The 15,833-nt window shown below is 35.1% G+C and carries 11 protein-coding genes; all 11 read left to right on the forward strand.

The window, feature by feature from the left end:
• Nucleotides 1–368: 368 nt before the first annotated feature.
• The 11 genes from BP17_RS01960 to BP17_RS02010 all read left to right on the forward strand — a co-directional run bounded on the left by BP17_RS01960 (nucleotide 369) and on the right by BP17_RS02010 (nucleotide 15,830).
• Nucleotides 369–1,736 (forward strand): D-serine ammonia-lyase, encoded by a 1,368-nt coding sequence (locus BP17_RS01960; RefSeq protein ID WP_035051229.1) that lies wholly within the window; start codon nucleotides 369–371, stop codon nucleotides 1,734–1,736.
• A gap of 724 nt (nucleotides 1,737–2,460) precedes the next feature.
• Nucleotides 2,461–3,309, forward strand: coding sequence for an aldo/keto reductase (locus BP17_RS01965; RefSeq protein ID WP_035051230.1), 849 nt, complete (start codon nucleotides 2,461–2,463; stop codon nucleotides 3,307–3,309).
• Nucleotides 3,310–3,346: 37 nt separating this feature from the next.
• Nucleotides 3,347–3,850 (forward strand): cupin domain-containing protein, encoded by a 504-nt coding sequence (locus BP17_RS01970; protein ID WP_035051231.1) that lies wholly within the window; start codon nucleotides 3,347–3,349, stop codon nucleotides 3,848–3,850.
• Nucleotides 3,851–4,328: 478 nt separating this feature from the next.
• The gene (locus BP17_RS01975; RefSeq protein ID WP_198022498.1) at nucleotides 4,329–5,447 is read left to right on the forward strand and encodes a 5-methyltetrahydropteroyltriglutamate--homocysteine S-methyltransferase; all 1,119 of its coding nucleotides are present in this window, start codon (nucleotides 4,329–4,331) and stop codon (nucleotides 5,445–5,447) included.
• Nucleotides 5,448–5,566: 119 nt separating this feature from the next.
• On the forward strand, nucleotides 5,567–6,391 hold the full coding sequence (locus BP17_RS01980; RefSeq protein ID WP_232219585.1) for a MetQ/NlpA family ABC transporter substrate-binding protein: 825 nt from the start codon (nucleotides 5,567–5,569) through the stop codon (nucleotides 6,389–6,391).
• Nucleotides 6,392–6,973: 582 nt separating this feature from the next.
• A complete protein-coding gene (locus BP17_RS01985; protein WP_035051234.1) occupies nucleotides 6,974–9,094 on the forward strand; it encodes a type IA DNA topoisomerase in 2,121 nt (706 codons plus the stop codon).
• Between the two features lie 410 nt (nucleotides 9,095–9,504).
• On the forward strand, nucleotides 9,505–11,259 hold the full coding sequence (locus BP17_RS01990) for an ABC transporter ATP-binding protein (protein WP_035051236.1): 1,755 nt from the start codon (nucleotides 9,505–9,507) through the stop codon (nucleotides 11,257–11,259).
• Complete coding sequence (locus tag BP17_RS01995) at nucleotides 11,259–13,049, forward strand: ABC transporter ATP-binding protein (protein ID WP_035051237.1); 1,791 nt, start codon at nucleotides 11,259–11,261, stop codon at nucleotides 13,047–13,049. Before BP17_RS01990 ends, BP17_RS01995 begins: the two co-directional genes overlap by 1 nt.
• 253 nt (nucleotides 13,050–13,302) lie before the next feature.
• On the forward strand, nucleotides 13,303–13,524 hold the full coding sequence (locus tag BP17_RS02000) for a heavy-metal-associated domain-containing protein (protein ID WP_035051239.1): 222 nt from the start codon (nucleotides 13,303–13,305) through the stop codon (nucleotides 13,522–13,524).
• A 156-nt stretch (nucleotides 13,525–13,680) separates the two neighbouring features.
• Entirely contained in the window at nucleotides 13,681–13,902 is a 222-nt protein-coding gene (locus BP17_RS02005) for a heavy-metal-associated domain-containing protein (protein WP_035051241.1), read from the forward strand.
• 20 nt (nucleotides 13,903–13,922) lie between these two features.
• Nucleotides 13,923–15,830, forward strand: coding sequence for a heavy metal translocating P-type ATPase (locus BP17_RS02010; RefSeq protein WP_035051242.1), 1,908 nt, complete (start codon nucleotides 13,923–13,925; stop codon nucleotides 15,828–15,830).
• The last annotated feature ends 3 nt before the right edge of the window (nucleotides 15,831–15,833 follow it).

Here is a 15,833-nt window from a genome sequence, read left to right on the forward strand (position 1 = left end):
CGAAAAGCTGCCTATTTACTTTACCGCATTAAGTCCTTCATTTCGATCAGAAGCTAGAAGTATTGCAGCTATTATGATTTTCATGTAGGACTATTGTATTGTGTATAGGGGACTATGGGTTTTTCTGAGAAGAAACCACGTGTTATATATTCGTGATTTCCTTCACAAGATACTTATCGAGAATTACCATCTTGTTCCACCTATCCTCATTTTTCTTATATGAATGGTATTGAAGCATTTCATTGATTATCAGATTTCATATTTTAATAAAAAATGGGTACGGCAAAAAGGTTTATCAGAAATAATGGTCGGTCTAAAATTTGAAAATAGTAAAAAATACCACTAAAGTGACTTTAGGAGGAAATAATATGAATGAACAAGTTATTGCAGGCAAAACATTGAAAAATTGGAAAGAAGAGATTCCTGCTTTAAAAGATATCATGAACATGAAAAATGTTTTTTGGATTAATCGTTTCAAAAGTGATTTTGTACCGGCCTCAAAAAAAGTGAAACTTTCTAAAACTGATGTAGATGATGCTGAAGCCCGTTTAACCCGTTTTGCTTCATATATTGAAAAGGCATTTCCAGAAACCGAAAAAACGAAAGGTATTATTGAATCAAAAATATCGGCAATCCCAGTAATCAAGGAAGAACTGGAGAACTATTATGATACAACTATTGAAGGGAAACTATTATTAAAACGTGATGATACATTACCAATTGCAGGAACGATCAAGGCAAGAGGAGCAATTTATGAAGTACTAAAACATGCAGAGACATTAGCGTTAGAAAATGGTTTGTTAAAAAATATTGATGAAGACTATGTTGTTTTCGCAAGCAGTGATTTTCGTAATTTTTTTGCTAAACATAAAATTATGGTAGGAACAACTGGGAATCTTGGAATCAGTGTAGGGGTAATGGGAGCAAAATTAGGATTTGAAGTCACTGTTCATATGTCTGTAGAAGCAAAGCAATGGAAAAAAGAGTTACTTAGATCCCATGGTGTAACGGTTGTTGAACACAATACAAATTTTACAAAGGCAGTAGAAAATGGAAGAATGCTATCAGACCAAGATCCATTGTGTTACTTTGTTGATGATGAACATTCCGTGGATTTATTTTTAGGCTATACAGTAGCTGGAAGTCGACTTAAAAAACAATTAGATGAACAAAAAATACAAGTCGATAAAGACCATCCATTGTTTGTTTACTTGCCATGTGGAATTGGTGGCAGCCCAGGCGGAATCACATTCGGATTAAAACAAGTTTACGGTGACAATGTTCATTGTTTCTTTTCAGAGCCAGCACATATGCCTTCAATGATGCTAGGATTAATTACCGATGAGTATGACGGAGTATCGATAAATGATTTTGATATTGATGGTAAAACAGGAATGGATGGATTAGCAGTTCCGAGAACATCAGGTTTTGTTTCAAAACTGATGAAAAACTTCTTTGATGGTGGTTTCACATTACAAGAAAAAGAAGCACAACATTTCTTGACGGCCATGATTGATAAAGAAAAGATTTACTTAGAACCAGCAGCTTTAGCTGGTGTACCAGGAGTAGCTCGTTTATTCGGTACACTAGAAGGAAAACGTTATTTAACAGAAAAAGGATTGACTGAAAAAATGAATCAATCAACACATATTGCATGGGCTACAGGAGGAAGTATGGTTCCTAAAGAAGATATGGTAGAATTTTATCGACAAGGATTAGAAAAAAGTAAAGTTTAGACTGATTTGACGAAACAATAGGAGCAAGTAAATTACGTCAAATGTTATGGATAAGCTAAATTTAGTTAAAAAAGTTTTATTTAGGTAGCGTAAGTTAATTTTCTTACGCTACTTTTTTTATTTTAAAACTAATTAAGATATGACATCTGAAATTTTGGGGATTTTGATACTAAAAAGTAATGCATTTGGTGATTAAATCTTCTCATCAAGCTTAAGTAGTTAGTTGATAATCTTTGTGTCTACCAAGTGTTTTTTAATAAACCATGATAATGGTATTCTTTAAAGTTCAAGTCGATTGAGTCTTTTAAAATGAGTTGTCAGTAATTTTAAGCTTTCTGTAGTTCTTATATCTTTTTGAAATCTCTTTTACCCTAAAACCCTAATATTACAAATAGTTCCAGTAGGTTTTAATCAGTTAAAGGATTTGACTGCCTTGTTTAATCAAATGGATTGTTTCTTCTTGCATTAATTTGTAGTTCACTTACTCTAAAATCAATGCTATTCCATTAATAACTTGAAAATATAAAAGCTTGTTTGTATTGTAAAAAAATTTGACAAATATATGAGTAAGAAATACCAACAAAACCATTAAATCAAAAAAGCAATTCACGCATTGATTGTGACCAACAATTTAATGGTTGAGGTCGTATTAGATGATAGTCCTTTCTTGTTCAGCTATACTGGATGATATAAAAGATGGTGGGTAAGGAAGGATGAAAGTAAAATGACAAAAATAGAAAAATTTGAATTAAACGATGGGACGAGTTTGCCGGCGATTGGATTTGGGACGGTAAACATTCAAGGAGCCCAAGGAGTAAACAGTGTTCTCACAGCAATTGATGCGGGTTATCGACTGATTGATACTTCAACTAATTATATGAACGAAGGAATGGTAGGAGAAGCAATCCGACGTTCCTCTGTTCCGCGTGAAGAAATAATGATCAATTCAAAACTACCAGGAAAAGCGCATGGATACGATAAAGCAATCAAAATGATTCAAGAATCTTTGTATCGTATTGGTATTGATTTCTTTGATAAATATTTGATTCACTGGCCGTTGCCTAAACAAGGTAAATATGAAGAAGCTTGGCAAGCATTAGTGGATGCACAAAAATTTGGATTGATAAAAACGATTGGTGTATCGAATTTTTTACCTGAACACCTTGAACGGATCATTGAAAAGACAGGGGTAAATCCTGCTACAAATCAAATTGAACGCCATCCTTATTTTAATAATAAGGAGTTAGTTAAGGCTAATAATGAGTTGGGAATTTTGACAGAAGCATGGAGTCCATTTGGCCGCGAAATTAATGATGTCTTGGAAAATGAAACTATTGTAGCAATTGCTGAAAAGTACGGCAAAGAACCTGCTCAAATTATTATCCGGTGGAACTTACAAAATAATGTCATGCCAATTGTAAAAGCATCGTCTTTTAGCCATCAAAAAGCCAATCTTGATGTCTTTGATTTTGAGTTAACTGAAGAAGATTGTCAAAGAATTGATGCTTTAGATAAAGGGGAAGACGGCAGAGTAGAAGGACAACACCCGAATGAATATGAAGAATTTGACTGAGCTTTTTGATTAGCAAGAACGGAAAGGAAGGAATGTTATGGTAGAGGTGATGTATACCAAAGAAACTAAGCCATTTCCTAATAATTCACTGCCTATTCTCTACTACCCAAAAGCAGTGGTTAATTTATTGGATGGACCTGAAGCAGCACAGCGTGTACTGGCTTTATTTGAGAAAAATGGTTATTCAAATGGCTGGACGAACGGTATTTTTTCGTATCATCATTTTCATTCCAATACCCATGAAGTGTTGGCCTGTATTACTGGCGAAGCGACTGTGCAGCTTGGCGGTCCTGATGCACAAAAGTATTCTTTTGCCAAAGGAGATGTGTTGCTTCTTCCTGCAGGTGTAGCCCATAAAAGAATCGATGCCAGCAACGATTTTAAAATAGTAGGTGCTTATCCTGATGGGCTTGAGCCGGATATACAAAAAGGTGGAACGGAACATTACGAGAGTATCAAACAAACCATCGCTACGGTTAACATTCCAGCGAAAGACCCACTTGAAGGGGAAAAGGGAGCGTTAGTAACCTCTTGGACCTAGCGTTATGAATAGTAAAAGAGTTGAAATGGTGTTTGAGAAAATAGTTAAAAAACGTGTTGACAAGATAAATAAGAAATGATATATTTAGTTAAATTAAATTTTGGTTATAAAATCATTTGAATCTAATGAAACGCAGCGATAAGAAAAGTACATTTAAGTGGAATCTGTACAGAGAACCCTGGTAGCTGAAAAAGGGAAGAGAAAGCTGAATGGAAAATGGTCTTTGAGTGGAGCAATTAAGTGTTCTGGAGAATTTGTTACAGAATTTTAGATTGTTACGGGTGCACCCGTTATAGTGCTACAGTATGACAAGTAGAGTTTTGCTTTAGTACTGGAAAAGGTGGAAACTGTGAGGTTTTCATAAAACAAGGTGGTAACACGAAATCAATGATTCCGTCCTTGCACAAAAGAGTTTTCTTTTGTGTGAGGGCGGATTTTTTATTTGTTTATAAATACTAAATAGAAAGAGGGAGGAAAAATGACTGTAACGATAGAAGAATCAATCAGGACAACTGCACCATTTAGAGGAGATCAAGTAGGGAGTTTCTTACGTCCCAAAGCATTGAAAAATGCCCGTCAAGCTTTTACAGCCGGCAATATTACTTCAGAAGACTTACGTAAAGTGGAAGATAAAGAAATCAATAAGTTAGTTGATAAACAAGTAGAAGTGGGACTCAAAGCAATAACTGATGGTGAGTTCCGCAGACGCTGGTGGCATTTAGATTTTCTAGAAGGATTAACAGGAATTGAAGGGTATGTACCAGAGCATGGTTATTTCTTTGAAGGAGTTGAAACAGAAAAATATGATGTCCGAAATGTGGGAAAAGTTGCCTTTAATCCAAATCATCCTTTTTTTGAACATTTTGTTTATTTAAAAAGAACTGTAGGAGATAGAGCACTACCTAAGGCAACTATTCCTAGTCCCAATCAACTATTGCACCAAGGGATTCGTGATGAAAGCATCTACCCAACTGTAGAAGCATTTTGTGAAGATATCCAGCAAGCCTATCGCGAAACAATCCAAGAATTTTATCGTTTAGGCTGTCGGTATTTACAAATTGACGATTGTTTCTGGGGTGTATTGTGTTACGACAACGTGGTAGAAGATATTTCTGAACAAGAATTAACATACTTGAAAGAATTATCCGCAAAAAATGTACAAGCTATTTTAAAAGATAAACCAGCTGATTTGGTCATTACAACACACATTTGTCGTGGGAATTATGCTTCTACTTATGCTGGGAGTGGGGCTTACGAACCAGTGGCCAAAGAATTGTTTGGCCAAACAAATTATGACGGATATTTCTTGGAATACGATACTGCACGCTCTGGTGGATTTGAACCATTACGTTTTTATACAGGTGATGCCCAAATTGTTTTAGGGTTAGTAACCTCTAAATCAGGTAAGTTAGAAACGAAAGAAAACATTAAAGCGCGGATTCAAGAAGCTACAAAATACATTTCTTTAAATCAGCTGTGTTTAAGTACTCAATGCGGTTTTGCTTCAACGGAAGAGGGGAATCATTTAACAGAAGAAGAGCAATGGAGCAAAGTGAAATTGGTGCTAGAAGTTGCTCAAGAAGTTTGGGGAAATTAAAATAAGACAAAATTGGAAAAAACATTAGGAGGGGCTGCAGTATTGTTCAAATAAAAAAAGTTAGGCATAGAAAAAAGCGAATTATTCTATCATCCATTTTAACCATAACATCTCTCTTATTGGCTGCTTGCAGTTCAATTGAAGGATCTTCGGAAACCGCTTCTTCGAAAAAGGATGGTTCAAATGAAATACAATCAATAGTTGTCGGAGCACAAGCATCAGATTTTCAGGTTTGGAAATTCATTGCTCAATCTGATGCTGCAAAAGAAGCAGGAGTTACCTTAGAAGTTGAAGAAATAATAGGTGGTCCGCAATTAAACATCGCCACAGACGAAGGCGAAGTGGATGTTAATGCTTTTCAATCATGGGCTTATCTGAATTCATTTAATAAAGAAAGCAAATCAGACTTAACCGCTTTTGCAACAACTTACTTAGAACCAATGGGAATTTATTCAGATAAATTTGATTCTATGGAAGATGTTACCGAGGGATCGGTTGTAGCAATCGCTAACAACCCGTCCAACGCTTCAAGAGGTTTGTTATTGCTCGAAGCAGCAGGGCTAATTACACTACCTGACAATTTTGACGCACTAGGAACAACAAGTGATATTATTAATAACCCTAAAGATTTAACATTCGTTGAAATTGATGATACGACCGGTCCACGGATTTTGCAAGATGTAGATCTGGTTTTAATAGGAAATACTATTGCGATGGAGAGTGGATTGAATGTCTTGAAGGATTCACTATTCCATGAAGAGGTCAATGATGAAACAAAAGATAACATTAATATTTTGGTTACTCAAAATGAGAATGCCGACAATGATGACATCTTGAAGTTAGGAGACCTGTACCATAGTGAAGAAGTACAAGATTATATTGAGGAACAATTTGACGGTACAAAAGTACCTGTTCAAAAAGGGATTACTTATCTAGAAAATTGAAAAAGTACAACAGATAATCATTAGTTGATTGTCGGTTGTATTTTTTGCTGTTCACTTATGAATTATCTAATTTATTGGTACGATCGTGTATAACTGACTGTGAGGCATCGTTCAATTAGTTAGGAAGAAAAGGAGAGCTGTTTTTGGTATAAAAAGATAAAAGAAAGCTGTTGATGAAAAAAAGAAAATTCAGCATACCCATTTATTTTCAAAAGACATAAAGTTTTTAAAAAAATATCAGTTGGATGTGCCAACAAAGGTTTGAACAATTAAATCGATTTCTATTATTATGAAATATGATCAACTTTGGTGAATCAAACTAGCGCATTACGCGTATAGTTTAATTACTTAAAACAATGAAAGAATGCAGGAATTTGTCAAAAAAATAACAGGCAGAGCTTATCAAAATGATCATAGATTTTGTTGGAAAAAGAAGAGATTGCTTTTTATGTAGCCGTTATTAGTGGGAAATACTGGTACTAGAAAAACAGTGTGTCGAGATGGTAAAATAGTTACTAGAATGAGATATCATTTATAAAAACTATCTATAGAATAAATAGAGAATTAAGGGAAGTGATAAATATGAAGCTGGTTATTTTAGCAGAGAAACCTTCTCAAGCGCAAGCGTATGCTGAATCTTTCGGGAAATTCTCAAAAAAAGATGGGTACATTATTTTAAATCCCTCTAATGATATCATCACTTGGGGATTCGGACATTTGATTGAATTGGCTTCTCCAGAAGAGTACAAAGATGAATGGAAAAAATGGAGTATAAAAGAATTACCGATCATTCCGCAGAACTTTAAATTTAAAGTAGGACAAGGGAAAGCAAAACAATTTAATGTAGTGAAAAAATTGTTGAAGGAAGCGGATCGAATCGTGATTGCGACTGATAGCGACCGCGAAGGGGAAAGCATCGCACGTTCAATTATCAATCAAGCAAAAGCAAGTAACAAAGAAATCAAACGTTTATGGATCAATTCACTCGAAGCAGATGAAATACAAAAAGGGTTCTCTAATTTAAGAGATGGAAAAGAATTCTATTCTTCTTATGTTGAAGCTCAAACAAGACAAATCAGTGACTGGTTGGTGGGAATCAATTTGTCTCGTATGTACACACTGTCTTTGCAAAAAAAAGGAATCAATGAAGGGGTATTCAGTGTAGGACGTGTCCAAACCCCGACCCTTTACATGATTTATACACGTCAAAATGAAATTGAAAACTTTATTCCAAAACCATTTTTTGAGATGCAGGCAACAGTGACAGCCGAAAATGGTGTATTTAAAGCCAAGTACAATAAAAAATTTCCGACAAAAAAAGAATTACAGGATTTGATCAAAAAACATCACTTATTAGCTAGTAACCCTGGAGTTATTAAGGCTGTTGAAACGAAACGGATCTCACAGCCCTCACTGCCTTTATTTTCTTTAAGTGATTTACAAAGCCTTGTAAACAAGAAATATAAAGTGAGCCCAGCAGATACATTGAAACACGTCCAATCGCTTTATGAAGCTAAATTAGTGAGTTATCCTCGAAGTGACTGTCGACACATTACTGATTCAGAGTTCCGTTACTTGCTAGAAAGAATCGACAAGTATCAAAGTGTGTTGAATTATACTATTGAACAGCCTAATACAAGTAAGCGAAAACGATATGTGGATGGTTCAAAAGTTCAAGAGCATTACGCCATTATCCCAACAAAAAAGATACCTACGCAAAAAGATTTAGGTAAGCTGACATCTATTCAAAAAGAAATTTATTTCACCATTTTAAAGCGGACGATGGCTATGTTTGAAGCAGATTATAAGTATGACGAAACAACGATTACGGTGGATATTAAAGAATTATCTTTTATAAGCAAAGGAAAGACTATTTTAGACAAAGGGTGGCGGAATCTGGAGTATTCAGGGAGCAAGAAGCCGGAAAAAGAAGAAAGGACAGAGCTGCCTTTAGTACAAAAAAATGAAACAGTTGAAGCGGTTCTTTCTACTTCAGAAGGATCCACTTCACCGCCGAAAGCTTACACAGAAGGTACTTTGATCACAGCTATGAAAACATGTGGCAAAGAAATGGAAAACGCAGAAGAAAAAGAAATTTTAAATGCAACAGAAGGGATCGGAACAGAGGCAACTAGAGCCAATGTTCTTGAGACGCTTAAAAAACAACAGTATATTGAAATTCAAAAAAATAATGTGACCGTTACTCAAAAAGGAACGATATTGTGCCAAGCAGTAGGAGATACCTTATTAAGTAGTCCTGAAATGACCGCTAAATGGGAGACTTATTTGAAGAAAATAAAAAAAGAAGAAGGTACGCAACAAGCATTTTTAGACAATATTCAAAAATTTATTCATCATACGTTAGAATCTAGTACTCAAGTTATTGAGAGCACAGATTGGTCTACGCATGCCAGTAGTCCGAATCAAACCAAGCAGGTGATTGGAAAGTGCCCTATATGTGGGCAAACAATAGTAGATAAAGGGAAATTTTATGGCTGCAGCGGCTACAGTAACGGATGTAAGTTCACGTTGCCAAAACGATATATTGGAAAATTATTATCTGAAGCAACAATCAAAAAACTCTTAATAACAAAAGAAACGCAGTTGTTAAAGGGGTTTAAGAAAAAAACTGGACAAACTTTTTCAGCTGCACTTTTATTAACAGAGGATTACAAATTAACCTTTAAACCATTCTCTAACTAATTCAGAAAATTGGAAGCAGCTAATATTAAAATAACATTCTTATAGCATGAATTTAATAGGATAAGTTATATAAATTTTTTTATGTTCAGTAGTGAATTATTTGCTTTGTTTTATTATAAATTGCCTTTAAAAATTAAAATTTTCAAATGTAGTTTTTTTTAGTTGCACATAGATAGAATATGGTCTATATTAAGGATAGATAAGTTAAGAGAAGATTGATAGTATAACATTTCACATTAAAGTGATGAGGTATTACTTTAGTGTGAAAATGATAGATTTAGAAAAATAGCACAATAAAAACAACTACTATTAGGAACAAATAGGAAGTTTTCTTTCTATTTGTTTTTTTATGTATGTGGATGTATTCCGACATAGGGTATGATGGAATACAAAATGAAAGGAATGAAATAATGTTTAATACATTTAAAAAGTATGGCTGGTTTTTTAAATTACGTTGGAAAAGTTATACTCTTGGAGTTACCGCTTTAATTATTTGTGCTATTTTACAAGTTATGAATCCAAAAATCATCGGTACCATTATTGATCATTTCATCGCTGGAACATTAAACTGGCAAATTTTGCTTTTTTGGGTCTCTTTGATCCTAATCTTTTCACTAGTAATGTATGGACTACGTTATGGATGGAGAATAGCATTATTTGGAAATTCTACGCTGATTGAATCTATTTTGCGTAACCGTTTATTCTCATTTTTCACACGAATGGATTCTGAATTTTATCATAAATACCGTACAGGAGATCTAATGGCCCATGCCACAAATGATTTGGCAGCCATTCGGTTTGTTGCAGCTGATGGCGTTTTAACGTTAACAGATGCCTTGTCGTTAGGTGGGGTGACACTTTTTTCAATGTTCTTTTTCATTGATTGGAAACTGACACTTGTGTCTATTTTGCCATTGCCTATCTTGATTTTTGTTTCAACGTATTTAGGTAAACTGATCCATGCACGCTATCGTGGTGCATTACAAGCTTTTTCTGCCATGAATGATCATGTGCAAGAAAGTGTAACAGGTATGAAAGTTTTAAAAACACTTGGTGAAGAAGCAGAAGATTTTACGGCATTTAAAAAAGACACACAGCATGTTGTAAATAAAAATCAACTTGTTTATAAATTAAAAGCGGCCTTAAACCCAAGCATAGAAATCATTATGGGAATGACTTATGTGATTGCTATACTTGTGGGTGGTAACTATGTTCAAAGTGGACGAATCTCTATTGGGGATTTAGTAGCGTTTATTAGCTATATCGGCATGATGCAATGGCCACTGTTAGCTGTAGGAGGCTTGATCAATACTTTGGAACGAGGAAGTGCAGCTTATGATAGAGTAGACATTCTACTGAATTATGAGCCTTCTATTGTAGAAATAAAAAATCCTTACCGTAAAGAATTAGCGGGTGATATCAATTTTGACCTGCATTCCTTTACCTTTCCGGATGATGCAAATCCAGTTTTAACCAATGTTTCTTTTCATCTAAAAAAAGGGAATATGTTAGGTGTTGTTGGAAGAACGGGTTCTGGAAAAAGCACGATATATAAACTTTTGATGCGGGAGTATGATGAGTATGATGGAAGAATCGCATACGATGATATTGATATAAAAAAATACGCATTAGAATCTTTGAAAAATGGCATAGCAATTGTTCCGCAAGAAAACTTTTTATTCTCAACAACAATTCGAGAAAATATCCGATTTGGGAATCCGAATTTATCTCAAGCAGCAGTTGAAAAATATGCCATATTAGCTAACATTCATGAAGATATTCTAGAATTTCCTGAAGGGTACGATACAAAAGTTGGCGAACGAGGCGTCTCTTTATCTGGTGGACAAAAACAACGGATCGCTATTGCTCGAGCTTTAGCTGTAGAACCGGAATGCTTGATTTTAGATGACTCTCTCTCAGCAGTAGATGCTCAGACAGAAGAAACGATTTTACATTTATTGAAACAAGAAAGACGTAACAAAACAACGATTATTTCTGCGCATCGCATCAGCTCAATCATGAATGCAGATGAAATCATCGTAATGGAAAAAGGAAGCATCAGTGAACGGGGTTCTCATCAACAATTAATCGAATCAAAAGGCTGGTACAACGATATGTACCACAAGCAACAACTTGAGAAAAAATTAGATGGGGAGGGAGTTTAATGGCCACACAAAAACAAACAACCTTTTCCGCTAAAGAATCGAGACATGTTTTACTTAGTCTGATTCGTTTTGCAAAACCAAATAAATTTATTTTCATCTTTTCTTTTCTGTTTCTGGCATTAAGTGCAGCAATTACTGCCTATTTACCCATCATCATTCAGCGTTACATTGACACGTATTTAACAAATGGAACAGCAACAATGGAAATCACAGTACGTATAGTCATTTTTTACGGAGTGTTGACTATCCTTAGAGCGGTATCTTCTTATGCAAAAGATTTTTTATTTAACACAGCTTCTGAAAGAACGGTAGCCAATATTCGAAATCAATTGTACGAAAAAGTTGTCTCACTGGGAATGAGGTATTTTGACCAAACACCCGCAGGTACAGTTGTTTCTAGAGTAACTAATGATACAGAAACGATCAAAGATTTTTGGACAGTTTTTTTGAATATTTCTAATGGACTATTTAATGTTATTTCGATCACGATTGCTATGTTTGCTTTAAATTGGCGAATGGCATTAGTATTTCTTTTCTTCATACCTTTTATTGTATGGATCGCAGGAATCTACCGCAAGAAAAGTACCCTTGTTTATAGTCGTATGAGAACAGTATTGGGTCAATTGAATGCTAGTTTAAGTGAATCTATTAGTGGGATGAGCATTATCCAGAAATACAATCAAGAAGAGCGTTTAATTAATGAGTTCAGTAATATCAACAAAGAGTATGTAGCTTCTCGGCGTTCAATGTACAGCATGAACGCGTTGTTACTAGCACCAGCTATTAATGTAATTGAATCAATCGCTCTAGTAGCCGTGTTGCTTATATTTGGTTATCAAGAATGGAACCAAAGTGCTGTCGATATTGGTTTAGTATATGCGTTTACAGCTTATTCTCGTTCGTTCTTTCAACCCATTAGTCAAATGATGAACAGTTTAAGTTCTTTACAAGATGGGATTGTTTCGGGACACCGCATTCAAGAGTTGTTGAAAAACAAAGAGCTTGCACCGCAATCTACATTAGAAGAAAATGGTGCGATTACAGAAGGCCATATTCAAGTGAAAAATCTGAATTTTTCATATGATGGTAAGAAACAAGTATTGCGCAATATCAATTTTGAAGTAAAACCAGGTCAAACAGTTGCCTTTGTTGGACAAACTGGATCAGGAAAAAGTTCGATCATCAATGTATTGATGCGCTTTTATGAATACAATGAAGGAGAAATCATTATTGATGGTCATTCTTTGAAAGATATGCCGATAGAAGGACTTCGAAAGGAAATGGGATTAGTATTGCAGGATAGTTTCTTATTCTATGGCACGATTGCAGATAATATTCGTATGTACAATGCTTCTTATACAGAAGCAGAAGTTAAGAAAGCGGCTGAATTTGTTTATGCGGATGAGTTCATATCTGAAATGAAGAATGGTTATGCATCAAGAGTTATTGAACGAGGAGCAAGCTTATCTGCTGGAGAAAAGCAGCTGATCAGTTTTGCTAGAACGATCCTACGGTCACCACGCATTTTGATCCTTGATGAAGCAACAGCTAATATTGATACAGAAACGGAAGAAAAAATCCAAAGAGGCTTAGCAAATATGCGTAAAAATCGGACTTCTTTGATTATCGCTCATCGATTGTCTACTATTAAAGATGCAGATAAGATTATAGTATTGCATGATGGTGAAATTGCTGAACAAGGTAGCCATGATGAATTGATCGATAAACAAGGGAAGTACTATGATATGTATCAATTGCAGACTTTTCAACAGAAAACTGGCGACCTATAAGTGAATTAAATGGGTTGTTTAACAAATAATGTGGTATTTTAAAAAAGATTTGTTTTGGAATGATTCAGGTCTAAGCATTTCTAGCCACACTAAAAATGATAAATCCATTAAACTGAATTATCCAAAGAAGCAGCTGATTGATTTAGCTGCTTCTTTTTTTGTGGTCTGTTTTTATAAAAATTGATTCCAATCAATTTTTTAATTAGCAGGACTACCTATACTAAAGATAACAAAGGACAGGAGGAGAACAAGTATGAGTAAAGCTGTATATCAATTAGAACCGTTAACTTGCCCGTCATGTATCAAAAAAATCGAGACGACCTTAAATAAAACTGACGGTATTGAATCTGCTAAAGTGATGTTCAACTCTAGCAAAGTAAAAACAGAATTTGACGAATCTAAAATCAAAGTTGAAAAAATTCAAGAGACCATGCAAAAATTGGGTTATCCAGTGTTGGCATCTAAACAAAACTAACGTAAGAAAAAATTCTGATCTTTAAGAGTTTGAATCTTTCTTTTATCCAACAAAAATAAAATAGTTTAGCCATTCTTGACCTTAGTCAATTTTTAATCGCTTCTTGAGCGGTAATCTAAAGATACAAAGAAACAAGGAAAGGAAGGAGAAAGTTATATGACTAAAATCTTATTTCAAATTGACACGCTCGATTGTACCGGCTGTGCAAAGAAAATAGAAAATCAGGTCAATGAATTAAATGGAATCGAGTCTGTAAAAGTCTTTCCTCAACTTGGGAAGATACGTACAACATTCGATAACAAAAAAGTAACGATCCAACAAATTGAAGAAGCCATTTTACAGGCAGGTTATTCTGTCTATTCAAAAGAAACTGCATGAAAAAATAAGGAGGAAGAAAAATGATTGCACATATCAATCACCATAAAAATCACATTACTGCTCTAGCAGGTATTTTAATCATTAGTGGATTCATTTCCGGGTTTATAGGAAGCGGAGAACTAAAGGATATTGCCTTAATTAGCGCAACCATTATTGCCAGTATTCCTATTTTTATTAAAGCTATTCAAGCTTTACGGATGAAAGCTTTCAGTATTGATCTGTTAGTTAGTATCGCTGTTTTAGGTGCTTTATACATCGGAGAATACACAGAATCATCTGTTGTAACATTCTTGTTCTTATTTGGAGATTATCTAGAAATGAGAACATTAGAAAAAACACGTTCATCACTAAGAGAATTGGTAGATATGGCACCTCAAGAAGCTACCGTTTTGCGAGCTGATGGTAAAACAGAGATCATTCCAGTTGAAGACGTTAAAGAAGGCGACCGTGTGGTCATTCATCCAGGTGGAAAAATCCCTGTTGACGGTAAAATCGTTACCGGTAAGGCTTCTATTAATGAAGCAGCTATTACTGGTGAATCCGTTCCAGCTTCAAAGGCTACCAATGATAAAGTATTCAGTGGAACGATTTTAGACAATGGCTACATCGAAATGATCGCTGAAAGAGTTGGTGACGATACGACATTTGCTAAAATTATTGAACTTGTTGAAGAAGCGCAAGAATCAAAATCTAAAGCAGAGAAATTTTTGGATAAATTTGCTAACATCTACACACCAGCTGTAGTTATTCTATCGATTATTGTGTATCTCTTTACCAGAGATCTGCATTTAGCCATCACTTTCTTAGTAATCGCATGTCCAGGCGCTTTAGTCATTGGAGCTCCAGTTTCAAATGTTGCAGGTATTGGAAATGGTGCGAAGAACGGTGTTCTGATCAAAGGTGGAGAAATCATGGATAAATTCTCTAAAGTAGATACATTAGTTTTTGATAAAACGGGGACCTTAACAAAAGGAAAACCAGAAGTAACTGATATTCATGTATTTAACAAAGCTGATAAAGATACTTTATTGGGACTTGTTGCTAAAGCAGAAACGATTTCTGAACACCATTTAGGACAAACAATAGTAAAAGCAGCCCAAAACCGTGATATGGATCTTGCTTCAATGGAATTATCTGATGGAGAAGCAATCAAAGGAAACGGAATCAAGGCTAATGTGAACAACCATAAAATTGTTGCTGGAAACCGTAAATTAATGAAAAACGAAAATATCTTATTATCATCTGCTGCTGAACATTATGCAGTGACGCGTGAAAAAGCCGGAAACTCCGCTATCTTCATCGCTGTTGACGGAAATATTGATGGCATCATTTCCATTGCTGATCAGATTCGTGACGACGCTAAAAGAGCCTTAACTCAAATGAGAGGAAACGGCATCAAAAAAATCGTTATGTTGACTGGTGACAATAAACATACTGCTGAAGCAGTCGCTACTGAACTTGGATTAGATGAATTTCATGCTGAATTATTGCCAGAAGATAAAGTAGAATACGTGAAAAAATTGAAAAGTTCGGGTCACATCGTTGCTATGGCAGGAGATGGAATCAATGATGCCCCTGCAATTGCAACAGCTGATATTGGTTTAGCAATGGGTGAAGGTGGAACAGATATCTCAATGGAAACAGCAGATGTTGTTTTAATGGCAGACAAATTAATGCAATTCTCTCATGCCTACTCATTGGCTAAAGTAACGACTAGAAATATGAAGCAAAATATCTTTATTGCAGTCGGTGTTGTGGTTATCTTACTAACAGGAGTTTTAATGGGAAGTGTTCATTTAGCTTCAGGTATGTTCATTCATGAGGCCAGCGTATTGATCGTTATTTTAAATGCTATGCGTTTGATTCGCTTCAACCGTAAAAATATGCAGCCTGATAAAGAACCAGCTGCAGTCCCTGTAAAGGCTTGATCA

Origin of the sequence: Carnobacterium pleistocenium FTR1, from assembly GCF_000744285.1 — a bacterium.
GTDB lineage: Bacteria > Bacillota > Bacilli > Lactobacillales > Carnobacteriaceae > Carnobacterium_B > Carnobacterium_B pleistocenium.